We start from the raw sequence: 25,304 nt of genomic DNA, 5'->3' as shown, positions 1-25,304 counted from the left end.
GATAGTAAATATGCTCGTTTTTGAAGCTTTCTGCGCGGTGATGTGATAGTAGGTAATGTTTTTCATCTATACGAAAAAAAGAGTATAAAACCTAATTCTGTTTTATACTCGATTTATCTTTTTTTCATTAGACGTGCAAATAGCTAGGGAGTGATTCTTTTAATAGGATGTTTCCTACAAAAAATGAACCGAAATCTCCGTATCGAGCACTAACTTCGTCAAAACGCATTTCATATATGAGTTTTTTAAATTGTAAAACATCGTCTGAGAAAAGTGTTACCCCCCACTCCCAGTCATCAAATCCGACAGAACCTGTAATGATTTGTTTTACCTTTCCGGCATACCCTCTACCAATCATACCGTGGCTACGCATTAAGGAACGGCGCTCATCCATCGAAAGCATATACCAGTTATCGTTACCTTCACGACGCTTATTCATTGGATAGAAACAAATGTGTTGTGCTTTAGGTAAAATTGGCTTTAAGCGTGCTTGAATTTCAGGATCTTCATTTGGATCAACGTTAGAAGGGAGATAGTTACTCAGTTCAACGACAGAAACATAAGAATATGTAGGAATGGTATATTCGGCAAAACGAGATTTATTAAAGGCATTTTCAACTTCATTCACTTCTTCCATCGTTGGACGAAGAATCATGATCATAATATCAGCTTTTTGTCCAACAATACTGTATAAAGCATGACTACCAGCTTTCCTCTTTTCAGCGTTCTCCCACTTTTTTAATATAGAAACAAATTCACTTGTTATTTGCTCCTGCTCTTCGGTAGATAACAGTTTCCACTTTTCCCAATTAATCGCTCTAAAGTCATGTAAACAGTACCAACCTTCTAAGGTTTTTGCTGCTTCACTCATTTTATATCACTCCTCAAAAAACGAATCTTGTATAATTTAAATGAATTATTCATGTTAATTCTATTTCTAAGTTTATTATACTATTTACCTTGGTAAAAACCAAATGTTGTGAACTTTATGTGTGTAGCGAGGGGAGATGAGATGAGCGAAAGTCGGACTTCGAGTGTGTAAAAACGTTAGTAGAAAATATACGAAGACAATAGACAATTTGCATTTTCGTGATAGGCTAATAGTATCTTACACTATTTGGTGTTTTTTATCCGGCAAATAGTTTGTTTCACTGTGTTTTTATGAACTTATAATGGTATAAAATGGTAAAAGTAAATATATCAGAAAATTTAAACTTTGCTATCGTGTTAAATCTTTATTTATTTTTTTTGAAAGAAGGAGTATGCTTAAAATATAGGACGATTCTAAATGTTTTTAGGGGGAAGTAAAGTGAGCGGAATTTTTGAACAAATTGAAGCAAAAGTAAAGAGTGAGTTCCCTACAATTGTTTTTCCTGAGGGAACTGATAAAAGGGTTTTAGAGGCTGCTATTAAACTTGCAGACAACAAGGTATTACATCCAATCGTTGTCGGAAATAACGAAGAGGTAGCACAAAAGGCAGAGGAAATCGGTTTATCTCTTGAAAATGTAGAGGTTATTGATCCGGTAGAATATCCATATTATGACGAGTTAGTGACTGCGTTTGTAGAACGTAGAAAAGGAAAAGTAACTGAAGAGGCTGCTCGTAAACAACTACTAAATGTTAATTATTTTGGGACAATGCTTGTTTACGTGGGGAAAGCAGCTGGACTTGTAAGCGGTGCAGCTCATTCTACAGGAGACACAGTTCGCCCAGCTCTACAAATTATTAAGACAAGAGAAGGAATTAAAAAAACTTCTGGAGTTTTCATTATGGTAAAAGGAGAAGAACGCTTAATTTTTGCTGATTGTGCAATTAATATTGCTCCTGATAGCAAGGATTTAGCTGAAACTGCAGTTGCAGCTGCACAAACAGCACGCGTTTTTGGTGTAGACCCGAAAGTTGCGATGCTTAGCTTCTCTACAAAAGGTTCAGCAGTATCACCGGAAACTGAAAAAGTAGCTGATGCAACTAAAATGGCACAAGAAATGGCTCCTGACGTACTAATCGACGGTGAGTTCCAATTTGATGCGGCCTTTGTTCCGTCAGTAGCTGAAACAAAAGCCCCAGATTCCCCATTAAAAGGTCAAGCAAATGTATTTGTGTTCCCTAGCTTAGAAGCTGGGAATATTGGTTATAAGATTGCTCAACGTTTAGGCGGATATGAGGCAATTGGACCTATCCTTCAAGGATTGAATAAACCAGTAAACGACTTATCTCGTGGATGTAACGTAGAAGACGTATACAAACTAGCGTTAATTACAGCGATGCAAGGAGTTAATGCATAATAGATAAGAAAAGCGAAGCGTCCTTGCTCATCGATGGAATAAGCTGGACTGAGTCGAGTGAGATATAGGAGGGTCGAAAGTCGTTTCACTTTCGTTCTCGACTTATCGTAGACGAGACGAAGGAAGCTTTCTAGTCGATAGGGTGCTTGAGCTAGACAGTTTCCAAGTTAGAAATTTATAAATTCTGATTAGATAAAAAAAGGACGAGCAAACAGGTGATAAAGCCTGTTGCTTGTCCTTTTGTATGTTTTATAGCTAAAGTAGTTGTTTAAAATAATGTACCGGAATTTAAATGTCTATAGGAACGTTTTCAGATACCCAAGTTGTTTCTTTTTATCATTCTTTGCAAGTTGGTTTCAAATAACGGCATTTCATTTACAGTTATTTGTGAGGGTTCAATAGTTGCTCCAATTTGTTGCTGTAATACTTTTAACAGTCGCAACATAACATCTTGTACAGTTAATTCAATCTTTAATAGCTCGGTTAAGGAAGCCATTGTACTTGGGATAATCTCCGGATATGAAAATTTAGTTTCGGTCCCTGCGATTGAAAGGTGATAAAATTCTTTGATTACTGCTGCACGGTCCCTGCCACTTCCATTAACACATAAATAGATTTGAACGGCGACACCACCACGGACACGTCGTTGCGAAATGCCTGCGAATTTTTTCCCATCAATACTTAAGTCATAGCTTCCAGGGCAATAGGAGCCGATAATTTCACCCGCTTCTATGTTATTAGTTTCTTCTTTAAACATGGCACAGATGAGCTCATACATGGCATCGTAGCCACTATTAATGGAAAAATGCCGATTTTCTTTTAGAATTAAGGAGATATTAAGAACACCTTCATCTAATACGACAGCTAAGCCACCAGAATTACGAACGATTACTTTATAGCCGAGTGAGTTTAAATAATTGATGCCTGCTTTTATATAAGGCAATCGGCTATCTTGAATACCTAAAACAATCGTATCCTGGTGTACCCAGGTTCTAACACTTGGTGAGGATACGCCTTCTCCGACTGAGGCACAAAGTGTATCATCAATTGCGAATGATTGTAGAGGATTAAATGTGTGACCTAACGTTGATTGGTCGATGTAGCGCCAATGATTTATATCAAATATACTCAATTTTATGACTCCTTATTTTATCTACAACTTCTAACTTCTTTTCATAATAACAAATCTTTCATTTGCATAACAAGTAGAAACCGGTGTAAAATACAAGTTAGAATTTTACTAAAACGTAGTTAGACTATATACGGTTTTTCTGTTTTATATATAGTAAAGTGAAAGGGTTATGATAAATGGCTAATGAAGTGAAAATTTGTGATGTTTGTCAGGCGACAAATATTAAAACGTTAGTACCAAGAATCAAACAGTTAGATTCAGAAGTAGAAATTCATATTGGTTGCCAATCGTATTGTGGCCCTGGTCGTAAAAAAGCTTTTGCTTTTGTTAACAACCGTCCATTAACAGCCGCAAATGAAGACCAATTGATTGAGAAAATAAAGAAAAAACTTAAGTAAGCAGTCGCACTCAACAATCGAGAGCGACTTCTTCTTTGTAAAAAACTTATACAAAACCCATAAATACTCTACAATATTCAATGGCATTGATTTCGTTTTATCCTTTATAATAGAACTATAGATGGTGTGGGATAAATTGGAACTGAAAAGAGGTACGGGCTATGTCAAATATATTAGGGCAGCTAGAAGAAGAAAAAGTATTTAAAGATCCTGTTCATAGGTACATACATGTGAAGGATCGTTTGATATGGGAATTAGTTGGTACGAGAGAGTTTCAACGTTTAAGAAGAATTCGACAATTAGGAACGACATATGTTACGTTTCATGGTGCTGAACATACTCGCTTTAATCACTCGCTAGGTGTTTATGAAATTATGCGGAGAATGATCAGCGATTTTAGTGGTAGGCCCCATTGGGATGAAAGTGAACGGTTAGTTTGTCTTGTAGCTGCCTTACTCCACGACATTGGTCATGGTCCATTTTCACATTCCTTTGAAAAGGTTTTTCATACAGATCATGAAGAATGGACGCGTAGGATTATTTTAGGAGATACACAAATAAATAAAGTATTAAAAAGAGTTGGAGAAGATTTCCCCCAAAAAGTGACGGATGTTATTGAGAAAACATACTCTAACAAGCTCGTAGTCAGCCTAATTTCTAGCCAAATTGATGCAGATCGTATGGATTATTTACAGCGTGATGCGTATTATACAGGAGTTAGCTATGGACATTTTGATATGGAGAGGATTCTCCGTGTGATGCGTCCAACTGAGGATCAAGCGGTATTTAAACAAAGTGGGATGCATGCGGTTGAGGATTACATTATGAGCCGCTATCAAATGTATTGGCAAGTATATTTCCATCCTGTGACAAGAAGTGCTGAAGTTATTCTAAGTAAAATTTTACATAGAGCTAAGCACTTATACCAACAAAATTATCAGTTTAAACAAGAGCCAACACACTTTTATTCATTATTTAATGAAAAACTGAGCTTAGAGGATTATTTGCGGCTTGATGAGGCGATTGTTATGTATTATTTCCAAATTTGGCAAGAAGAAGGAGATCGAATTTTAAGTGATTTATGTGTTAGATTTAATGATAGAAAATTGTTTAAGTATGTCGAGTGTGACCCTAGTAAGCAAATGAGCGATTGGCCTACATTGATTGATTTATTTAAGCAAGCAAATATTGATCCGGATTATTATTTAGTAATTGATTCGTCTTCAGATCTTCCTTACGATTTTTATCGACCTGGAGAAGAAGGAGAAAAAATCCCAATTTTTCTATTAACGCCAGAAAATGATTTGCGTGAATTATCAAGAGAATCTGATGTTGTAGAGGCAATTTCGGGGAAAAAGAGAACAGACCATAAACTCTATTTTCCATTAGATGTTCTTAACGATGAAACAGAATATAAAGAAGTAAAGAAAAAGATTAAAGAAATTTTATTTTAGTGTATTTCATAATAAACCATATACTATATCTAGTTATGTGCAACCTATATAACTAGATATAGATTGGTGTGGCCAAAAATTATGAAAGATCACGCATTATATTGAATCTCATGATACTCAGATAAATTTGAGTATTATGAGATTTACTAAACAGGGGGAGAAACGGTGTTACATGATCACGCAAAAATAATGGCATTGATCTCGGAAGCAGGAGAAGTCATTGGTCGGAAAAAACTGCAAAAAATCATCTATATTGCCAAAAAAATTAATTTCCCTTTTATGGAACGCTATAATTTTCATTTTTATGGACCGTATTCTGAAGAGCTTACACTTCGTATTGAAGAAATGTGTAACCTTGGCTTTGTTCATGAGACAAAGGAGAAAAAAGGTGGCTATTATCAATATCGTTATATGTTATCTGAACAAGGGAGTAAATTTTTATCGATTTCAGATTTGAGCTTACCAAAGCTTAAAGAATTTACGGTCGATGTGAATGAAAAAAGTTCTCGTTTTTTAGAACTCGTCTCTACTCTTCTCTTTTTTGAAGAGCTACCGAAAGAAGAAATTGTTGAGAAAGTTCATACATTAAAAGCGAAACAAAATTATAGCGAAGACGAAATTTCAGAAGCGTTTGGTTATATTGACCAACTAAAGAGTCTCAAATCGTGTGAGACAAGCTGATAAAAACTACGAGTAAGCCATCATTTAAATAGCATAGGAATAAACAAATAAAAGCAGGCAATTTCATAATTGAAATTGCACTGCTTTTAGCTATTACCGGGTATTTATTAAAGTGGTATTTGTAAAAGGCTTTCGCACTCCGACAAGTCAAAAAGAATGTTACTTATCACTTGCCAGCTTTCCAGCTACAGCGTAGTTCGTTTTTGGCATTTCTTCAATGTAGACAGTTACATTTTCTTTTGGCGCGTTTGCTGTTTCACTAACGGCGTCAGTGACTCTTTGAACTAGTGCTCTTTTTTGTTCCTCTGTTCTTCCCTCGATCATTCTTACAACAACGTGTGGCATATTTTTACTCGCTCCTTTAACAGTCATAATGATACATACACTAAATAGTATCATTCGACATAACCGATAAAATTCCTTCTCTTTAACCAAAAGCTTGCAACGTGCATTATTAAGTTTGGTTGTGATAGACTAAGGAAAAATATGATAAAAAGGTGGGAACTTTAGTGGACCTTTTAAATAATAATATAAAGAAAAAAGGTAGTGACTTTACGATACTAGGTAAAGAAACTGTACATGGTGGTTACGGTGCAGGTACGTTAAACTTGGACAATATGTCAGCGGTTTTTATTGATATCGAAGCAGGCGAAGCTTTTGTAGATATGGGAGCGATGCATGCAAGAAGTGAAGTCGAAAAAGGAATTAAGTTTTTGCCAAATAAAGAAGAAGTGCCAAATGGAAAACCTTATTGGTTAGTTTGGATTACAGTTGATAATACGGAAGAAGGACCTTACTATGCTGGAGTTGCAGCGTGTGAATTAACGGTTGATCGTTCGATTAGAAGGGGTTATAAAAGCTTACCAGAGCACGTAAATAAGATGGATAAATCGTTAAAAAGAAATATAATTGTTGATCATATGGACGAAAAATCAAAACTAGTGTTAGGAAAATTTTTAAGTGAGTTTAATAAAGAGATGTGGGACCTTTCAAATCAAAAATTAAGAGATGACTTGAGTGTTTCATAATACAAGAAAACATCCATGCGTATAACACGCACAAACCACCATGAAAGTACATTACTTTCACAGAAAAGCGCAAGACGCTTGGAGCTAGACAGTTTCCAAGTTCAAAAATTTTATACTTTTAACGTGAAATAAAGGGCGAACCTCATTTTAAGGTTCGCCCTTTAAATACATACGCTACTCCACTTCTTCATCTCCACCAAACCATTTTATGAACCGATCAAGAAGCTTTTCTTTTTTTGCTTCTTCAATTTCCCCTATTTCCTCTTTTGCTCGTGAAGTCTCCCCTGGATTACCGATGTGTTCTTGACAATATTCAGTTGGTTCAGTTCCGTTGACAAAGTAAGCTGTATGCTGCACAGGGCACGATTCTGTTGCAAGTCGCCCGTTGTCCGGATTAATGGCTACAGCAGTTACATTTGCTGGTTTTGGAAAAGGTAATTTTAACTTTCCATCTAGAGCGTCCTCAGTAAATTGGGCCCAAATTCGTTTTGCATGTTGCCCTTCACCTCTTTGTAATGTTTGACCTTTGTCGTAGCCAACCCAAACGCCTGTCAGAAGCTGTGGGGTATATCCAATCATCCAGCTATCAGTTGTGGTTGTGCCGCTCTTCCCTGCAACAGGTCGATTGATTAAGTGAAGAACACTTCTTCCTGTAACTTCACTGTGACTGCCACTTAAGTTTAAATCAAACATACCTTTCATTAAATCAGTCATAATATAAGCTAACTCTGGTTGTATCACTTGCTCTAATTGAGGCTCTTCTTCAATTAAGGTGTGACCATCCTTATCTACAACTTTTGTAATAAAGCGTGGTTTAACATTTCTTCCTCCATTAGCAAAAGCACTGTAACTGTTGGTAATTTCCAGTACCCCAACAGGCTTTGTTCCAAGTGCTAAAGAAGGGTACTCACCTAGTGTACTTGTAATTCCTAATCTCCTAGCAGATTCGATTAATTGATCAAACCCTAAGAAAAAGTGAGTTTTCATTGCATAGATGTTATCGGATAACGCAATTGCTTTGGCTAAAGTAATGAAATCATCAGCGTATTTATCACCGAAATTACTTGGTGAATACGTTTCTCTTCCATCGTCATAAACAAAAGTTGTTTCTTCGCTTGTTAACGGTGTCGCTTGTGTAAATCCATTTTCAAGTGCTGCATAATATAAAAATGGTTTAAACGTAGATCCAGGTGGCCTTAATGCTTGAGTAGCTCGATTAAACGGGCTTTCTTGATAATTTTTGCCGCCGACCATTGCTTTCACGTCACCGTTTCGTGGATCAATGGCGACAAGAGCTGTTTGTAACTCACTATCTTTTAATTCATCTTCTACCCACTTTTCTGCTTTTTTCTGCATGTCAGAGTCAAGAGTTGTGTAAACTTGTAACCCACCCGCTTCAATAATTTGTGGATCTAAACCATACTCTTCGGTCAAAACATGATAGACAACATCTTGGAAGTAAGGCCCAACCGACATCGAATGGAATGGAGTCTCGTGCTCGAGGTCTAGTGGTGTATTGTAATAGTCCCTCACTTCATTTGATGTGATATGCCCTTCATTTGCCATTGCATTTAAGACTTGCTGTTGTCTTGATTTCGCTCGGTCATAATTATTAATTGGTGAATAGTAAAGCGGTCCTTTTGGAATCCCTACGAGCATTGAAATTTCTGCTGTATTTAGTTCTGAGGCGCTTTTTTGAAAATAATGATTTGCGGCGGCTTCAATTCCATAAGCGCCATGTCCATAGTAAATCGTATTTAAATACCCTTCTATAATTTCATCTTTTGTATAGTTCATTTCAAGTCTAAGTGCATAAATTGCTTCATTCCATTTCCTTTGCCACGTTTTATCATGGCTTAAAAATAGATTTCTAGCATATTGCTGAGTAATCGTACTAGCACCTTGAGCTTTTGTACCTTGTTGAATATTTCTTATGATTGCTGATCCTATTCGTAAAAAATCAAAACCATAATGAGAATAAAATTTACGATCTTCAATGGCTAATGTTGCTTCAATAATGGTCGGGTTCATCTCATCGATAGAAAGCCAATGACGGTTCTGACCGACGTGCCTTTGACCAATAACGGAATCATCATTACCATAAAATACTGTCGTTTCTTGTACTTGCAAAGGCGGTGGGCCTTGCATCTTTGCGTATGTTAGTAAGCCAACTGCGCCCCCCATTAGTAATATTGCAGCTACTAAGGTTAGTCGTAATAGCTTTCGAAATAGACCGATTTTTCTATGGTATTGTTTTCTAGTGAGGACTTCCATCGTATCCACCCTTTACTGAATGTAATACACTAAACATTCATAAATTTACTCTTATCCATTGTTGGATTTATTTGACTTTTTTATACTAGCTAAATTGATGGAATTCATTCTTTTCGATACTAAGATGCTGGGCAGCTCATAACTTTATGTATGCTTCAGCCCTGTTTCTGCACGTTACGCAAATTCTGCGCGCTTTTAAAAAAACGCGCACATTCGACACGGGTTCGTGCAGAAACTCAGGAGATGCGCGCATAAGCTATACGGATTCGCGCACAAATTTCGGTGCGCGCACATTTTTAAAAAAACGCGCACATTCGACATGGGTTCGCGCAGAAACTCAGGAGATGCGCGCATAAGCTATACGGATTCGCGCACAAATTTCGGTGCGTGCAAATTTTTAAAAAAACGCGCACATTCGACACGGGTTCACGCAGAAAACCAGGAGATGCGCGCATAAGCTATACGGATTCGCGCACAAATTTGGTGCGTGCACATTTTTAAAAAAACGCGCGTTTCAAACTCATTTCTGTACGAAACACAAATTCTCCGCTTTACCTACTTTGAACGATTTCTTAAAATTGCATATTCTCTGTCCTTGTAAACCCCCAAAGTAGCGTATTCCATCTACATTGTTGGGAAAATTAGCTTTTTTTATAAATTTCTAACTTGGAAACTGTCTAGCTCCAGGCGCCATCGGCTCGATCACTTAAGTTCGTCAATTGCGGTCAAAGAGCAGACCGCTAATTGCCGACCTTTCAGTGTTTGTCGCCGATAGGCGGGCGCCTTGCGCTTTTTTACTGTTAGCCACCATAAAAGTATAATCATAATATTTTTTCCTTGATTTTTATAAAAAGTCATATATACTTTTTTGTACAATCTGTGGTAATTAAGTGACTCGGACTTACTTAGCCGGGTTTTTATTATTGGGAAAAAAGATTTTATTGTTCTTTGTTAGGGAATGATAAAGGAAGAATATATATTGTAGAGGTGAATAAAATGTCAATTTGGTTTACAGAAAAACAAACAAAACACTTTGGTATTACAGCGGAAATTAAACGCACGTTACATACAGAGCAAACTGACTTTCAAAAGTTAGACATGGTAGAAACAGCGGAGTTTGGAAATATGTTAATTTTAGATGGAATGGTAATGACAACTCAAAAGGATGAGTTTGTTTATCATGAAATGGTCGCCCATGTTCCATTATTTACACACCCAAATCCGAAAAACGTATTAGTCGTTGGTGGCGGTGACGGTGGAGTTATTCGCGAAGTATTAAAGCACCCATCAGTTGAAAAAGCGACATTAGTAGAAATTGACGGGAAGGTTATCGAGTATTCGAAAAAATACTTACCTGAAATCGCAGGGAAATTAGAGGACCCACGTGTTGATGTACAAGTGGATGACGGTTTTATGCATATTGCAAAAAGTGAAGCTGTGTATGATGTTATCATGGTTGATTCTACTGAGCCAGTTGGACCTGCTGTTAACTTATTTACAAAAGGTTTCTATGAAGGAATTGCAAAAGCATTAAAAGAAGACGGGGTATTTGTTGCTCAAACGGACAACCCATGGTTCCATAGTCACCTAATTACAAACGTATTTAAAGATGTAAAAGAAGTATTTCCAATTACGAGATTATATACAGCGAATATTCCAACATACCCAAGTGGTCTTTGGACATTTACAATTGGATCAAAGCAGTATGACCCACTAGAAGTTGAAGAAGATCGTTTCCATGAAATCGCCACAAAGTATTACACAAAAGAGCTTCATAAAGCAGCATTTGTCTTACCAAGATTCGTATCCGACTTAATTAAGTAATGAGTATGATGAAATTCATGAAATAGGAGGATCTTCATGAGATTTGACGAAGCGTATTCAGGGAATGTTTTTATCGGAACAAATAGCACCTATGAACAATCAACAGCAGTGATTTATGGAATGCCGATGGATTTTACTGTAAGCTTTCGTCCAGGCTCTCGTTTTGGACCAGCAAGAATTCGTGAAGTGTCACTAGGATTAGAGGAATACAGTCCTTATTTAGATCGTCATTTAGAAGAAGTAAAGTATTTTGATGCTGGTGATATTCCACTTCCATTTGGAAATGCTCAGCGGAGTATTGATATGATAGAGGAATTTATCGGTAAACTGTTAGCGGATGGAAAATTTCCTTTAGGGCTTGGTGGAGAACATTTAGTTTCTTGGCCTATTTTTCGGGCGCTGCATAAGAAATATCAGAATCTCGTTATTATTCATATTGATGCGCACGCAGATTTACGTGAGCATTATGAAGGCGAACCGTTAAGTCATTCAACACCAATTCGAAAAGCATGTGAATTATTAGGTCCCAATAATATCTATTCGTTTGGGATTCGTTCAGGCATGCGTGAAGAGTTCCAATATGCAAGAGATTCGGGCATGTACATGGCAAAATTCGATGTCGCCGAGCCGTTAAAGAAAGTGTTACCAAGTATCACCGATAAAAATGTATATGTGACTATTGATATTGATGTTTTAGACCCTTCGGCAGCACCAGGAACCGGGACAGCTGAAGCCGGCGGAATTACCTCAAAAGAACTATTAGAAGCCATCCATCTCATTTCAGATGCGAAATTGAATATCGTCGGTGCAGATATCGTAGAGGTTGCACCCGCTTATGATCCAACCGAACAAACGCAAATTGCCGCAAGTAAGTTTGTACGTGAAATTTTATTAGGATGGGTAAAGTGAAATGTGGGGTCAGACCCCCACCGCATTACCGCTTTAAAGCGGCGGGGGTCTGACCCCACAAAAAGAGTTTAGAGTTTAAAGCAAGCAAATAAACTCTAAACTCTTTTTGTGTTATAATGGTGTCTGATAAATTTCGTGGATATTGATTAATGAGTTAAAGGATGAAAAGAACTGATGAACCAAGAGGGTAATTCTGTAACAATAGAGATGAAAACCGATATTACAGATGGTGATCAAAAGCATTCGTCAAATTTCCAAGCAGAAGGCAAGCTTTTTCGGAAAAATGATAGTCTATATCTTCAATTTAAAGAGGATAATAAAGAAATCGGCGCTGTGAACCAAGTCGTGAAAATAGACAATCAACATTCGGTCACTGTTCTCCGTCAAGGTGCAGTCTCAATGAAACAGCAATTTCTTATCAGAGAGAAAACAGAGGGTGTTTATCGTAGTCAATTTGGGCCAATGCTGATGGATACATATACAAAACATATAAAGCTAGAAATTGATGAACAACAAGCGATAGGAACGGTTCAACTTTCTTATCAATTACATATGCAGCATGAATTCGCTGGAGATTATGAAGTAACAATTAATTTTAGGAGGAGTAATCGATGAATACTGTTGAACAGGTAAAAGAAAATTTAAAGCAAGAAATCATAGCTTCAATAGAAAAAGCTGGACTTGCAACAAAGGAACAAATCCCTGATATTGTGCTAGAAATTCCAAAAGACAAGGCACATGGAGACTATGCAACAAATGCTGCCATGCAGCTAGCACGTGTGGCCAAAAAAGCACCTCGTCAAATTGCAGAAGAGTTAGTAAACAGCTTTGATAAAGGAAAAGCATCGATTTCAAAAATTGAAATTGCTGGACCAGGGTTTATTAATTTTTACATGGATAATAGTTATTTAACAGATTTAATCCCAACAATTCTCGAAGCAAAAGAAGCATATGGTCAAACGAATGTAGGTAACAGACAAAAAATGCAAGTAGAATTTGTCTCTGCGAATCCAACAGGTAGTCTTCACCTTGGACATGCTCGTGGTGCAGCAGTCGGTGACTCGTTATGTAATATATTAAATAAAGCAGGCTTTGATGTTGCTAGAGAGTATTACATTAATGATGCTGGAAACCAAATTAACAACCTAGCGCTTTCATTAGAAGCGAGATACAAGCAAGCTCTAGGTTTAGATGCAAAAATGCCAGAGGATGGCTATTACGGTGAAGATATTATCGGTTTTGGTAAGGAATTAGTAAGTGAGTTTGGCGAGCGTTTTGTCGATGATAAAGAAGAAGGTCGCCTAGACTTTTTCCGTGAATACGGTTTGAAAAAAGAACTTGAAAAGCTTCGCAACGACTTAAAAGAGTTCCGTGTAGAATTCGATCACTGGTATTCAGAAACGTCCCTTTACACAAATGGGAAAGTTGAAGATACACTGAAACTATTAAAAGATAAAGGCGAAACATATGAAAAAGATGGAGCAACATGGTTCCAATCGAGTGTGTATGGTGACGATAAAGACCGTGTATTAATTAAAAATGATGGCTCTTATACGTACTTAACACCAGATATCGCGTATCATCGTGATAAGTTTGAACGTGGCTTTGAGAAGCTAATTAACATTTGGGGTGCTGATCATCACGGCTATATTCCGAGAATGAAAGCTGCGATCCAAGCGTTAGGCTATAACAAAGATCAATTAGATGTAGAAATCATTCAAATGGTTTCTCTTTACCAAAACGGTGAAAAAGTAAAGATGAGTAAGCGTACAGGTAATGCAGTTACCTTAAGAGAGTTAATGGAAGAAGTAGGAATTGATGCGACACGTTACTTCTTTGCAATGCGTAGCGCGGATACACAACTCGATTTTGATATGGATTTAGCTGTTTCTAAATCAAATGAAAACCCAGTTTTCTACGTTCAATATGCTCATGCACGTGTATGTAGCATTTTAAGGCAAGGTGAAGAACTAGGAATGAGCATTCGTCACGATGCTGACTTCACATTAATTCAATCAGAAAAAGAGTTTGACTTATTGAAAAAGTTAGGGGAATTCCCTGAAGCAGTATCAGAAGCTGCACAAAAATTAACACCACACCGTATTTCAAACTATGTATACGAATTAGCTGCAGCACTGCACAGCTTTTATAATGCTGAGAAGGTGCTAGATGCAGAAGATAAAGAAAAGAGCGCTGCTCGTCTTGCATTAATGAAGGCCGTACAGCAAACAATTAAAAATGCCTTAACATTAATCGGTGTTTCTGCTCCAGAAAAAATGTAAATTAGTATAGGTCAAGCTGTAGAACTCAGCTTGACCGTTGTTTAGTCAAAGTAGTAAGTACTTTGACTAAACACTTATTGAATATGGTCAGACGTCAGACCTATATCAACCTATAAATACAGCTTGAGTAGAAATAGAAACAACTGTGAAAAATAAAGAAGAATAAAATAAAAAGGAAGTGCTTTCATGCAAGAAATATTCATGGCGCTACTTGCTGGCTTAATCGTTGGTTTTATTTTCGCTTTCCTCAAATTACCCATTCCAGCCCCACCAGTTATCTCAGGGGTCATGGGGATTATCGGCATATTTTTAGGATATAAAGCGTTTCAGGTGCTAGTTCCCTTAATTCTTAAATAAAAGTTTATATAGGAGTTTCCCTATCCTTTAAGAATAGAATAAAAAATCCCATGAAAGTAAATCATACCACTATAGAAAACTCTTTTGGTGGTGTAAAGACATGCCCTATGCAGCACATCCAGACTCTAGCTCAATTTATTATGAAACGTGCGGTGAAGGAACACCAATCCTGTTTATCCATCCTCCGGCAATGGGTCACGTTACGTTTAAAAGGCAACGTCCGTTAGCAGAGCAATTTCAGATTATTACGCTAGATTTGCGGGGAAATGGTCGAAGTGATAATAAAGCGAGTAAAATAACGATGTCACTTATTGTGGAGGATATAGTAGCGGTTGTTAAAGAAATTGGTGTCGATAAAGTCGTCGTGTGCGGGTATTCTAATGGTGGTTCAATTGCGCAAGAATTTGCTCTATCCTATCCCGACCGAGTTCTCGGAGTCATCCTTTGCGGTGGTTTTTCTGAAGTAAATAGCTTTTTATTAGAAAATGAATTTCGCTTAGGCATTTATGCGGCTCAATTCAAACTAATGAAACTAATGGCATTTGCGTTATCATCTGCACATGCAAGATCAAAGCTATTTCAAATGGAACTAAGTGATTACGTAAAAAAAACAGATCCAGAAGTATTACGGCATATGTACAATGAAGGATTGCATTATAAATCAACGGATCGACTTCACGAGTTGACGGTTCCGCTGTTACTTGTTTATGGTGCTAATGATCATTACGTACACCATTACCAAAATATTTTCCGTGAAAAAGTAAAAACCGATGTCGATATTGTCTACATATCCGGAGCGAAACATCAAATTCCAACGAAGTACAGCCTTGAACTCAATAAAATTATTTCTAATTTTATAAAGCGGAAGATTGAAAGTAAGGTGGGTGGGTGAGAGTGATGCTGAGTAGCACTTAGTGTTACTTCTGTTTTCATGGCTCGCTTGTGAAGGTGGAATAACGGAACGGACACAGGTTCCGTTATTTTAATGTAATTCGTACTTTCTGATCGTTTTCGGACCCTGGTTCCGCTATTTCAATAAAACTAGCGGTCGAAAGCGCTTAAATGTTGGAATAACGGAACTAGAGTCCGGTTGCCTCAAATTATCATGCTTTTTTTAGAAATAACGGAATGAGAGTCCGAAAAGTAAAGTACAAGCGCCTTGGTCACGAGCAGCTGCTCCTGTGCCACTCCGTTTGCTCAAGAGCAAAGCCGCTTCGTAGTAATCCAAGTAGTAGCTTCACTGGGGCGGCCTTTGACAGAAGCCGCTCTTTGGCTTCTTACGTGCTTCTGCGTCTTCAAGTACTGCTTCGTAGTAAGCTACCTCGAAGCAGTGTTTTGTGCAACGAGTAACCGCAGGAGCAAATGTTTTCCGTGCGACGAGTAATCGCAGGAGCAAATGTTTTCCGTGCGACGAGTAATCGCAGGAGCAAAGCTGCATGAAGCTAATCAACGAAGGATTTCAAGAGGTAATTGAAGTCAGTTGCTTGCCTGAAGTGACCGAGCTCGTAGGCTGCTTGCGCTAGACAGTTCCCAAGTTAGAAATTTATTAATTCTGTTTATGTAACAATAGACTACGAATTGTAAATTCGTAGTCTAAATCAATCTACCCTCTTAACAACCTTAATCCATTTAAAATAACTAAAATCGTGCTACCTTCGTGCCCAATAACTCCTAGTGGTAAGGACACTTGTTGAAGAAAGTTTCCGATAATCAAAAGAGCAATGACTGTGATCGAAAAAATGATATTTTGCTTAATAATACGATTCATTCGTTTTGATAGTTCAATAGCTTTGGCAATTTTTGATAAATCATTTTTTACAAGGACGACATCGGCAGTTTCAATTGCAACATCTGTACCGGTTCCCATCGCAATCCCAACATTAGACGTGGCTAATGCAGGAGCGTCATTAATGCCATCGCCGACCATCGCTACTGATCCGTATTTCGTTTTTAACCCTTTTACCTCTTCAACTTTCTTTTCTGGTAAACAATTGGCGATATATTCATCAATGTTTGTTTCATCGGCAATCGCTGCCGCGGTTTGATCATGGTCTCCTGTAATCATGATCGAGTAAACCCCAGCTTCATGAAAACGACGGATTGCTTCTATTGCAACATCACGAACTGTATCTTTTAAAGCAATCACGCCGTAAATTCCTTCTCTATCTGCTACGTATACGAGAGTTTTGCCGGATTCTGAAAGTTTCTCAGTTTCGTTTGGGTAAAAATGGTCAGCGACCTTATCGCCAATAAAGCTTCGTTTCCCGATTTTGTACTCTTTTCCTTCGAGAGTTGCAGTAATTCCCCAACCAGTTACATCTTCAACATTTTCTGGAGATAAAAAGGTAGTGTCCTCTTGCTTCTTTACATAATTGACGATCGCTTCTGCCAACGGGTGTGTTGAATGGTTTTCAATTGACGCTACTTTATAAAGGAAGTCATCCTCTTGGGCACCATCTCTCACTAGTACATCCGTAACCTCAGGCTTCCCTTTTGTTAATGTACCAGTTTTGTCTAAAGCGATGGCTTTAACTGAGCTTAACGCCTCTAAATGTACACTGCCTTTAAATAAAATTCCATTTCGTGCTCCGTTAGAGATGGCTGATAAACTTGCCGGCATAATTGATGCTACGAGAGCACAAGGTGAAGCAACAACAAGTAGTACCATTGCTCTGTAAAAAGTTTCTGTCCAGCTCCAACCTAGTAAATAGTGAGGCAAGAACATCATGAAGGCTACGACGATTAAAACGCCTTTTACATAAGCACCTTCAAATTTTTCAATAAACAGCTGTGACGGTGATTTTTCTTCTTTTGCTGATTGAACAAGTTCAATGATTTTATGAAACAAAGTCTCATCGTTTGTTTTCGTCACTATTACTGTAATTGCACCATTTCTGTTCACGGTACCTGAAAAAACGTTGTCACCTATTTTTTTTACAATCGGCATCGATTCCCCGGTTATCGCAGCTTCATCAATTGTTGTTTGCCCTTTGATAATTACGCCGTCAGTTGGGATACGCTCTCCAGGTTTGATTAACACATTGTCATCAATTTGTAGAGCAGTAACAGCAACAATCTTCTCTACCCCATTCACAAGAACGGTCGCTTCCTCAGGCTGAAGTTCCATTAAAGCAGAAATTTCCCGATGACTTTTATTTAATGTATACGTTTCTAGTGCCCCGCTTAATGAAAAGATGAAAATGAGAATGGCCCCTTCTATCCAATAGCCGATAATCGCAGCTCCAATCGCAGCTAAAATCATAAGCAACTCTACATTTAAAGATTTATCTTCAATTAAGTCAGTGATTCCCTCTTTCGTTTTGAAAAACCCACCAATTAAATATGAGGATAAAAATGCCCCAACTGCCATTGCTTGTAAATCTGCTTTTTGCAAAATGATCGCTATGATTAAAAACAAACCACCGACTAATGAAAAAATTAATTCTTGATGCTCTCGAAAGATTGACTTTTTCTTATCTGTTGTATGATCAACTTTTACGCAACAGTTTACATCCACGTTTATCATCCCCTAACTTTTTTCTATGCTAATTGATAAAAAAAATCAAAGTCATTACCCCTAAAAACGACGAAATGCTGCCATCCCTTACAGGACGACAGCAAAACGCTTGTTTCTTTTTAGTTACTATCATTTTATCATAAAACGCAATATTTGGGTATTGAAAAGGTTAATTTGGGCTTGTATTTGCTAAAAATGGGCGGGAAATAAAAGAAAAGGAGGCGTATAAATTACGTCTCCTACTGCACAGTTACCGTTAGAGGCTGCAGAGTGATTTCTTTTTGCGTGAAAACTAGAAGGTGTGTACGAATGAAAGAAAATATATGCAAACCTTAATCTCTGTACCCTTGAGCGGACCTCTTCTGCACTACTTTAAAGAAGTGGAGCAAGCACTGTAGCCAACTTCTCTTTGCTCTTGTGGAAAAAAGAGCGCTTTTGGAGTTGTTCGAGTGTTAGCCGTTCAGATATAGAAATATCATGCTCCATGATTGCTATGACATTTTCAATAAATTTTTGATTGAATACTAAGCAATTAACTTCATGATTAATATGAAAGCTTCGTCGGTCGATATTAGCTGTACCGATATCGCAAACTTTTTTATCGATGATAATTGTTTTTGCGTGGTAAAAGCCGTGGTAGTACCGATAAACCTCACAGCCAGATTCAATAAGTGGTTTGAAGTAAGGAAATGCAGCTTCCTTCACCAGTGGATGATCGCCCTGCTTTGGGACAATCAACTTTACATTGACTCCGCGTTTGGCAGCTTCAATTAGAGCCATTTTTATATCTTTTCCTGGAATAAAGTAAGGAGTTCCGATATAAATGGAGTCATTAGCTTCATTGATAAAATTAATAAATGCTTCTTCTAAAAAAACTCCGTCAGAAGGGACAATCTTCAATGGATGAAACCCTTTTATTAAAGGTGGGTAATATTTTTCTTTCTTCACTTTTTCTTTCGTAGCAACAACCCAATCTTGTAGAAATTGACCTTGTAAATCTTGAACCCCGTCCCCTTGTAAACGGAGGTGAATATCCCGCCAATCTCCGAATTTTGGATCTCTCCCTAAGTATTCATCGCCGACATTATAACCGCCAATATAGCCGATATTCCCATCGATGACAGTGATTTTACGATGGTTCCTACGGTTTAACGTGAAAAAGAGATAAGGGAATTTTGGTGGGTGTGAATGAGCAAAACGAATCCCAACTTTACGTAACTCTTTCTTTGTTTTTCTAGAAATATGACAGCCAACACGATCAACTAATAGCCTTACAGTAATCCCTTCTTTTGCTTTCTCTTTCAATGCTTTTATGACTTGAGTCCCGATATGGTCATCACGAAAAATATAAAAAAGGATATGGATATGGTGCTGTGCATTATGAATATCATCAATTAACTTTTTGAATAATTCATGTCCAGTAATGAGCACTTCACACTGACCGTTTCTAATTTTTTGCACGTGGCGTTTCGCTTCTTCTCGTTGCTTTTTAATCCCTAGCTTAAAGTCGATGGTCATCCATATGATTAGAAGTAATATAATTGTAAAGATTGAAATAAGCAGCAATGTAAGCGCCTCCTTGGAAAGAAATTTCAGCCTAAAGTTAGTCTAACCAAATGGAAAAATTATAATAAAAAAGAGGGAAAGTTGAAAAAAGTTACTTTAAAATCGATGCACGCTCACACTATAAATTCGAAATAAATGAAACGGCTGTAGCAGTACCACTAGCAAGCCAAAAGATGACTAGATAGTTACTTCAAGGAGTGTCGCAATAGACATTTTCTAGTAGCTCATATTAAAATTTTCACTAGACTAGCATAATGTTTTCATTTATGTTTATAATGAAAGGTATGATTTTCCTGAAAGATTTGACTTTGTCCTTGGATTCATGTATAAGAAAAAATTAAGGCTACTTTTTCAGACTAGCCATTTTTTCTGATTGAAAAATTTAGTAATAAGATATTTTACATATTTTGTTTCAAAGGAAGGTAGAAAGCTGTCTAGGTTCAGCGTCTACGCTTTTCTTATGATGAAAATATAAATTGAAAGGTTGTGCAAACTTTGACATTAGATAACTATAAACCTGAAGAAATTAAAGAAATGTCGATGATTGAAATCACTTATGAACTAATGAAAGCGCAAAAACAACCGTTTGAATTTAGTGAGTTAGTAAAGAAAGTCGCAGAAATAAGAGAGATGTCTGAGGAAGAAGTAATGGAACGAGTTTCTTACCTTTATACAGACCTTAATATTGATGGCCGCTTTATTTCACTTGGCGACAATCGTTGGGGATTAAGAACGTGGTATCCATATGAACAAGCTGAAGAAGAAGTGACACAAACAGTTCGTCGTAAAAAAGCGAAAAAGGTTGATGAGGATGACCTTGACGTAGAATTAGATGAAGATTTTGATGATTTCGATGAAGAAGTTGATGACGAGTTTGAAGATTTAGAAGATGAATTAGATGAGCTTGTTAGCGAAGAAGACGAATCTGATGAAGATTTTGATTTGGATCTTGATGAAGATTCAGATGAAGACGAAGAAGACGCGGATATTGAAGAGGAAGATTTTGAAGAAGATGAGGATGACACCCTTTAGTTGGTTGAGAAGCTCAAAAAACTTTCTTGACAATTATCGTCATATTACGATAAAATACTTTTTGGGCTTTTCAAATAGTTTAACTATGCTAAAGAAATAGCGTGCAAGAAAATAAAGGCTTTCATTGAAAAGTCAATTTTTTCTAGCGGAAATGAATAGAACTTTACGTTAGTGAATTTCATTAATCCTAAGGGTTTTGTCACACTTATGTGACATAAATTTTGTTTTAGGAAATTCATTAGAGAATAAAAACAAAAGTTCGCCCCCGAAAAATTGGGGCAGTGGCTTTTGTTTTTTTGTTTTTATTTGGGAAAATATAAAAGTAGAACGATTTTTGCGAGGTAGAATTTAAGAAAGCTTCAAAGCACTAATTATCTTCATAATTTGATATTTGAGAAACGCTTTACCGAATTTAAACTCTACACTCTAAACTATAACAAAAGAGAGGTAATATCATGACGAAGTATATTTTTGTAACTGGTGGGGTTGTATCATCACTAGGAAAAGGAATTACAGCTGCTTCTTTAGGGCGTTTATTAAAAAATCGAGGTCTAAAAGTTTTCATCCAAAAATTCGACCCGTATATTAACGTAGACCCTGGTACAATGAGCCCATATCAGCATGGAGAAGTTTTCGTAACTGATGACGGAGCTGAGACAGACCTTGACTTAGGACATTATGAGCGTTTTATTGATATTAACTTAAGCAAAAATAGTAATGTGACTACAGGAAAAATCTATTCAACAGTTCTTAGAAAAGAGCGTAGAGGAGATTATTTAGGTGGAACGGTTCAAGTAATACCTCATATTACAAATGAAATTAAAGAGCGTGTATTCCGTGCAGGGAAAGAAACAAATGCAGATGTTGTTATTACTGAGATTGGTGGTACAGTAGGTGACATTGAGTCATTACCGTTTTTAGAAGCTATTCGTCAAATTAAAAGTGATGTTGGTGTAAGTAATGTTATGTATATTCACTGTACATTAATTCCTTACTTAGCAGCAGCCGGAGAAATGAAATCTAAACCAACACAACACAGTGTAAAAGAATTACGTAGTTTAGGTATTCAACCAAATGTTATTGTTGTCCGTACTGAACGTCCAGTTCCAGACGATATGAAAGATAAAATTGCGTTATTCTGTGATATTGACAAAAATGCGGTGATTGAAGCTAGAGATGCTGAAACATTATATGAAGTACCGCTTGATCTGCAAAGACAAAAGCTTGATCAATACGTTTGTGAGTTTTTAAAATTAGAATGTAATGAAGCAGATATGACAGAATGGAATGCGCTTGTAGACCGAGTGAAAAACCTTTCTGAAAAAACAACAATTGCGTTAGTAGGAAAATATGTTGCGCTACAAGATGCGTACCTTTCTGTAGCGGAATCGTTAAGACATGCAGGGTATGCATTTGATGCGGACGTTGATATTAAATGGATCAATTCAGAAGAAGTAACAGCACAAAACGTAGGGGAGCTATTGCAAGGTGTTGATGGTATTTTAGTACCTGGTGGTTTTGGTGATCGTGGAATTGAAGGGAAAATTGAAGCGATTAAATTTGCAAGAGAGAATAATGTACCTTTCTTAGGTATTTGTTTAGGCATGCAATTAGCTTCTGTTGAATTCGCGCGAAATGTTTTAGGTCTAGAAGGGGCAAACTCTGCAGAGCTAAACCCAGAAACAAAATATCCAGTCATTGACCTTTTACCTGAACAAAAAGATGTAGAAGACTTAGGGGGGACTCTTCGTCTTGGTTTATATCCTTGTAAGTTAAAAGAAGGATCAAAAGCTTATGAAGCTTATGAAGATCAAGTTGTTTACGAACGTCACCGTCATCGTTATGAGTTTAATAATGAATACCGTGAACAAATGGAGAAAGCTGGGTTCAAATTCTCTGGTACAAGCCCAGATGGAAGACTTGTGGAAATTGTTGAGTTAGAAGACCACCCGTACTTCTTAGCATCACAGTTCCATCCAGAATTTGTTTCACGCCCAACTAGACCACAACCTTTATTTAGAGAGTTTATTAGAGCGTCCTTAAATAAAGCATAGCCCAACGGCTATGCTTTTTCCTTCTCGTATTAGAATTTGATTATATATAGGTTATTGAATTTCATCATTCATTATTTTCGCCACTTAGATACTATATCTAGTTACATTGAAGTGTTCGTGACTAGATATAGTATCTAAGTGGCACGTCTTTGGTAATTATGAAATTGAATCAGGGAAATACAAATCTTTTCACAAAATAGCTGTTTTTGTAAAAAAATGAAACATTTTTTAACAAGTAGAAGGAAAATCTATATCTATTAAAGAATTTAGTAATGTTAGATGACGGTAAAAACAATAATGGTGGTGAAAAAGATGAAAAAGAAAATATTAATTGTTGATGATCAGTATGGAATTCGTGTTTTGCTAAATGAGATTTTTCAAAAAGATGGTTATGATACATATCAAGCTGCTAGCGGTGTTCAAGCGTTAAGCATCGTAGAAGAAAATCTCCCAGATCTAGTCATATTAGATATGAAAATTCCGGGGATGGATGGTTTAGAAATTTTAAAAAGGTTAAAAGAATACAACTCAAGTATAGAAGTGATCATGATGACAGCATATGGTGAGTTAGATATGATTAATGAAGCAATGAAATTAGGTGCTATCACTCATTTTGCTAAGCCATTTGATATCGATGAAGTAAGAGAGGTAATTAAAAAGCAGCTAAATGTTTAATGGACAGGGACAGGAAGCGCTTACAGCTGAAAAATGTAATTTGTCAAGAAGTTTTATTAAAATTTTCCGTGATTTTTTCTGTAACTATGCTATAATATGTCTGTAAAACTTGAATAAGCATTAATTTAATTAAGAGGTAGCGATTGCTCATCTTTTCACATAGTAAATTTACATACATATTTTCTATGTACATCTGGTTAAAATTTAAGTGAGAGTTATTTTTAGAATTAATTTGATCTTATTCAGGGAAAGTTACAAACATAGCGTTTTTAAATTAAAAGGAGGACTATTCAATGCCTTTAGTTTCAATGAAAGAGATGTTAGAAAAAGCAAAAAGCGAAGGATATGCTGTAGGACAGTTTAACCTTAACAATCTTGAATTCACTCAAGCAATTTTACAAGCAGCACAAGAAGAAAATTCACCTGTAATCCTTGGGGTTTCTGAAGGGGCAGCACGTTACATGGGTGGTTTTAAATTAATCGTAAAAATGGTTGAGGCTCTTATGGAAGAGTATAAAGTTACAGTACCTGTAGCAATTCACTTAGACCATGGTTCAAGCTTCCAAAAATGTGCAGAAGCAATTCATGCTGGATTCACTTCAGTAATGATCGATGCATCTCACCATTCATTTGAAGAAAATATCGAAATCACTTCAAAAGTGGTTGAGTTAGCTCATGTCCACGGAGTATCTGTAGAAGCAGAATTAGGAACTGTTGGTGGACAAGAAGACGATGTTATTGCTGATGGCGTTATTTATGCTGATCCAAAAGAGTGTGAAGAATTAGTGAAACGTACTGGTATTGATTGTCTTGCTCCAGCTCTAGGTTCTGTTCATGGCCCTTATAGCGGTGAGCCTAACTTAGGCTTTAAAGAAATGGAAGAAATCCTTAACATCACTGGTGTTCCACTTGTATTACACGGTGGTACAGGAATTCCAACTGCTGATATCAAAAAAGCTATCACTTATGGTACAGCGAAAATCAATGTAAACACTGAAAACCAAATCGCATCTGCAAAAACTGTTCGTGAAGTACTTGCTGCAGACGATAACGTTTATGATCCTCGTAAATATTTAGGTCCTGCTCGCGAAGCGATTAAAACAACGGTTATCGGAAAAATCCGTGAGTTCGGTTCTTCAAATAAAGCTTAATAAAAAATGTATGGTGACAGTTTTCTTTTCAAAACTGCCTCATATATCGGAAAAGCGGTCAATTATTGGCCGCTTTTTGTTATGGAATGGAAACGTCAAAAACCGTAAATTCGTTGAATGATTTTAAGCGTATTATAGGGTTTGTGGTCATAAATTCGGTTGGTCTAAATTGGAAATGTAAATTTTTGTGTCGATAAAGAGGAATTATTAATTAACTCATCGAATATAGTAGCAAGGCTGTGAAAAATCGGGAAAGAAATAGCCAACTATCCTTTATGGTTATAAGTTAAAAAAATGAAGTGTACTGAATTTACGATATAATAAAAATGATATAGTTTTGAGTGAATTTCAAAATACCAACCTAACTACGTTAAGCTATATTTAGTTGGAAGAGGTTTATACAACTAGATATAGTATCTTGGTGCGTAAAATCTGTATTTGTCATTCATTAATCAAAAGGATTTGAACTTAAGGGTCATAGACCCCACCTCTAAGCGTAGCGTAGGTGGGAACTTCCATTCAGGTGGAGTTGAGACTCCATCTGAATTTCCGATGTTCTAGCGAAGCTAGAACGAGTTCTCTTTTTGAAACCAAAAATTATTTGGGGTAAGTCAAAATATAAACAATTTTGTAATAAACAAATTATTTTGAGATTTATTTTATTCGAGATGGTTATAATGGTA

General features: G+C 36.8%; 21 protein-coding genes. 15 read left to right on the top strand and 6 right to left on the bottom strand.

Annotated features, from left to right (window positions below; translation table 11 throughout):
- Window positions 1-127: 127 nt before the first annotated feature.
- Window positions 128-871, bottom strand: coding sequence for a hydrogen peroxide-dependent heme synthase (gene hemQ, locus BKP45_RS03795; protein ID WP_071388410.1), 744 nt, complete (start codon window positions 869-871; stop codon window positions 128-130).
- A gap of 438 nt (window positions 872-1,309) precedes the next feature.
- Here hemQ and pta point away from each other — a divergent pair, with 438 nt between their 5' ends.
- Window positions 1,310-2,287 (top strand): phosphate acetyltransferase, encoded by a 978-nt coding sequence (pta, locus tag BKP45_RS03790; RefSeq protein ID WP_071388409.1) that lies wholly within the window; start codon window positions 1,310-1,312, stop codon window positions 2,285-2,287.
- A gap of 310 nt (window positions 2,288-2,597) precedes the next feature.
- Here pta and BKP45_RS03785 read toward each other — a convergent pair whose 3' ends face one another.
- Window positions 2,598-3,419, bottom strand: coding sequence for a lipoate--protein ligase family protein (locus BKP45_RS03785; protein ID WP_245747377.1), 822 nt, complete (start codon window positions 3,417-3,419; stop codon window positions 2,598-2,600).
- Between the two features lie 176 nt (window positions 3,420-3,595).
- On the opposite strand from BKP45_RS03785, the gene BKP45_RS03780 reads away from it, so the two are divergent.
- From BKP45_RS03780 to BKP45_RS03770, 3 genes are all read left to right on the top strand, one after another.
- Window positions 3,596-3,817, top strand: a complete 222-nt coding sequence (locus BKP45_RS03780) for a DUF1450 domain-containing protein (RefSeq protein ID WP_071388407.1) — start codon at window positions 3,596-3,598, stop codon at window positions 3,815-3,817.
- A gap of 161 nt (window positions 3,818-3,978) precedes the next feature.
- A complete protein-coding gene (locus BKP45_RS03775; RefSeq protein WP_071388406.1) occupies window positions 3,979-5,271 on the top strand; it encodes an HD domain-containing protein in 1,293 nt (430 codons plus the stop codon).
- A 165-nt stretch (window positions 5,272-5,436) separates the two neighbouring features.
- Complete coding sequence (locus BKP45_RS03770; RefSeq protein WP_071388405.1) at window positions 5,437-5,952, top strand: YwgA family protein; 516 nt, start codon at window positions 5,437-5,439, stop codon at window positions 5,950-5,952.
- 159 nt (window positions 5,953-6,111) lie between these two features.
- On the opposite strand, the gene BKP45_RS03765 is transcribed toward BKP45_RS03770, so the two are convergent.
- Window positions 6,112-6,297: a 2-hydroxymuconate tautomerase gene (locus BKP45_RS03765; protein WP_071388404.1), complete on the bottom strand. Its 186-nt coding sequence runs from the start codon at window positions 6,295-6,297 to the stop codon at window positions 6,112-6,114.
- 164 nt (window positions 6,298-6,461) lie between these two features.
- Here BKP45_RS03765 and BKP45_RS03760 point away from each other — a divergent pair, with 164 nt between their 5' ends.
- Window positions 6,462-6,980 carry a YwhD family protein gene (locus BKP45_RS03760; RefSeq protein ID WP_407639571.1) on the top strand — a complete coding sequence of 173 codons (519 nt, stop codon included), beginning with the start codon at window positions 6,462-6,464 and terminating at the stop codon, window positions 6,978-6,980.
- Window positions 6,981-7,154: 174 nt separating this feature from the next.
- Here BKP45_RS03760 and BKP45_RS03755 read toward each other — a convergent pair whose 3' ends face one another.
- Window positions 7,155-9,254 carry a transglycosylase domain-containing protein gene (locus BKP45_RS03755; RefSeq protein WP_071388403.1) on the bottom strand — a complete coding sequence of 700 codons (2,100 nt, stop codon included), beginning with the start codon at window positions 9,252-9,254 and terminating at the stop codon, window positions 7,155-7,157.
- A 996-nt stretch (window positions 9,255-10,250) separates the two neighbouring features.
- On the opposite strand from BKP45_RS03755, the gene speE reads away from it, so the two are divergent.
- The 6 genes from speE (at window position 10,251) to BKP45_RS03725 (ending at window position 15,518) form a co-directional block, all read left to right on the top strand.
- Window positions 10,251-11,078, top strand: coding sequence for a spermidine synthase (gene speE, locus BKP45_RS03750; protein ID WP_071388402.1), 828 nt, complete (start codon window positions 10,251-10,253; stop codon window positions 11,076-11,078).
- A gap of 36 nt (window positions 11,079-11,114) precedes the next feature.
- Complete coding sequence (gene speB / locus BKP45_RS03745) at window positions 11,115-11,987, top strand: agmatinase (RefSeq protein WP_071388401.1); 873 nt, start codon at window positions 11,115-11,117, stop codon at window positions 11,985-11,987.
- Between the two features lie 174 nt (window positions 11,988-12,161).
- Window positions 12,162-12,602: a DUF1934 domain-containing protein gene (locus BKP45_RS03740; protein ID WP_071388400.1), complete on the top strand. Its 441-nt coding sequence runs from the start codon at window positions 12,162-12,164 to the stop codon at window positions 12,600-12,602.
- On the top strand, window positions 12,599-14,269 hold the full coding sequence (gene argS, locus BKP45_RS03735) for an arginine--tRNA ligase (RefSeq protein ID WP_071388399.1): 1,671 nt from the start codon (window positions 12,599-12,601) through the stop codon (window positions 14,267-14,269). The genes BKP45_RS03740 and argS overlap by 4 nt, the downstream gene beginning before the upstream one ends.
- Before the next feature lie 186 nt (window positions 14,270-14,455).
- A complete protein-coding gene (locus tag BKP45_RS03730; protein WP_071388398.1) occupies window positions 14,456-14,626 on the top strand; it encodes a XapX domain-containing protein in 171 nt (56 codons plus the stop codon).
- 100 nt (window positions 14,627-14,726) lie between these two features.
- Window positions 14,727-15,518: an alpha/beta fold hydrolase gene (locus BKP45_RS03725; protein ID WP_071388397.1), complete on the top strand. Its 792-nt coding sequence runs from the start codon at window positions 14,727-14,729 to the stop codon at window positions 15,516-15,518.
- 711 nt (window positions 15,519-16,229) lie between these two features.
- Here BKP45_RS03725 and BKP45_RS03720 read toward each other — a convergent pair.
- Complete coding sequence (locus BKP45_RS03720; protein WP_071388396.1) at window positions 16,230-18,152, bottom strand: heavy metal translocating P-type ATPase; 1,923 nt, start codon at window positions 18,150-18,152, stop codon at window positions 16,230-16,232.
- A 363-nt stretch (window positions 18,153-18,515) separates the two neighbouring features.
- Window positions 18,516-19,709: a cardiolipin synthase gene (cls, locus tag BKP45_RS03715; protein WP_245747375.1), complete on the bottom strand. Its 1,194-nt coding sequence runs from the start codon at window positions 19,707-19,709 to the stop codon at window positions 18,516-18,518.
- 495 nt (window positions 19,710-20,204) lie between these two features.
- Between cls and rpoE the strand changes: the two genes are divergently transcribed.
- The 4 genes from rpoE (at window position 20,205) to BKP45_RS03695 (ending at window position 24,621) form a co-directional block, all read left to right on the top strand.
- Window positions 20,205-20,741 (top strand): DNA-directed RNA polymerase subunit delta, encoded by a 537-nt coding sequence (gene rpoE, locus BKP45_RS03710; protein ID WP_084787580.1) that lies wholly within the window; start codon window positions 20,205-20,207, stop codon window positions 20,739-20,741.
- Between the two features lie 455 nt (window positions 20,742-21,196).
- Window positions 21,197-22,795 carry a CTP synthase gene (locus BKP45_RS03705; RefSeq protein WP_071388395.1) on the top strand — a complete coding sequence of 533 codons (1,599 nt, stop codon included), beginning with the start codon at window positions 21,197-21,199 and terminating at the stop codon, window positions 22,793-22,795.
- A gap of 312 nt (window positions 22,796-23,107) precedes the next feature.
- A complete protein-coding gene (locus BKP45_RS03700) occupies window positions 23,108-23,470 on the top strand; it encodes a response regulator (protein ID WP_071310447.1) in 363 nt (120 codons plus the stop codon).
- Between the two features lie 293 nt (window positions 23,471-23,763).
- Window positions 23,764-24,621 carry a class II fructose-bisphosphate aldolase gene (locus BKP45_RS03695; RefSeq protein WP_071388394.1) on the top strand — a complete coding sequence of 286 codons (858 nt, stop codon included), beginning with the start codon at window positions 23,764-23,766 and terminating at the stop codon, window positions 24,619-24,621.
- The last annotated feature ends 683 nt before the right edge of the window (window positions 24,622-25,304 follow it).

It is taken from the genome of Anaerobacillus alkalidiazotrophicus (genome assembly GCF_001866055.1).
Note: the sequence above shows the minus strand (reverse complement) of the source record. Positions and strands in the feature narration are given on the sequence as shown.

What these genes read in the sequence shown, in the direction of transcription:
- hemQ (WP_071388410.1), bottom strand. Translation starts at nt 871, where the DNA reads ATGAGTGAAGCAGCAAAAACCTTAGAAGGTTGGTACTGTTTACATGAC.
- BKP45_RS03780 (WP_071388407.1), top strand. Translation starts at nt 3,596, where the DNA reads ATGGCTAATGAAGTGAAAATTTGTGATGTTTGTCAGGCGACAAATATT.
- BKP45_RS03775 (WP_071388406.1), top strand. Translation starts at nt 3,979, where the DNA reads ATGTCAAATATATTAGGGCAGCTAGAAGAAGAAAAAGTATTTAAAGAT.
- BKP45_RS03765 (WP_071388404.1), bottom strand. Translation starts at nt 6,297, where the DNA reads ATGCCACACGTTGTTGTAAGAATGATCGAGGGAAGAACAGAGGAACAA.
- BKP45_RS03755 (WP_071388403.1), bottom strand. Translation starts at nt 9,254, where the DNA reads ATGGAAGTCCTCACTAGAAAACAATACCATAGAAAAATCGGTCTATTT.
- speE (WP_071388402.1), top strand. Translation starts at nt 10,251, where the DNA reads ATGTCAATTTGGTTTACAGAAAAACAAACAAAACACTTTGGTATTACA.
- speB (WP_071388401.1), top strand. Translation starts at nt 11,115, where the DNA reads ATGAGATTTGACGAAGCGTATTCAGGGAATGTTTTTATCGGAACAAAT.
- BKP45_RS03740 (WP_071388400.1), top strand. Translation starts at nt 12,162, where the DNA reads ATGAACCAAGAGGGTAATTCTGTAACAATAGAGATGAAAACCGATATT.
- argS (WP_071388399.1), top strand. Translation starts at nt 12,599, where the DNA reads ATGAATACTGTTGAACAGGTAAAAGAAAATTTAAAGCAAGAAATCATA.
- BKP45_RS03730 (WP_071388398.1), top strand. Translation starts at nt 14,456, where the DNA reads ATGCAAGAAATATTCATGGCGCTACTTGCTGGCTTAATCGTTGGTTTT.
- BKP45_RS03725 (WP_071388397.1), top strand. Translation starts at nt 14,727, where the DNA reads ATGCCCTATGCAGCACATCCAGACTCTAGCTCAATTTATTATGAAACG.
- BKP45_RS03720 (WP_071388396.1), bottom strand. Translation starts at nt 18,152, where the DNA reads ATGATAAACGTGGATGTAAACTGTTGCGTAAAAGTTGATCATACAACA.
- BKP45_RS03705 (WP_071388395.1), top strand. Translation starts at nt 21,197, where the DNA reads ATGACGAAGTATATTTTTGTAACTGGTGGGGTTGTATCATCACTAGGA.
- BKP45_RS03700 (WP_071310447.1), top strand. Translation starts at nt 23,108, where the DNA reads ATGAAAAAGAAAATATTAATTGTTGATGATCAGTATGGAATTCGTGTT.
- BKP45_RS03695 (WP_071388394.1), top strand. Translation starts at nt 23,764, where the DNA reads ATGCCTTTAGTTTCAATGAAAGAGATGTTAGAAAAAGCAAAAAGCGAA.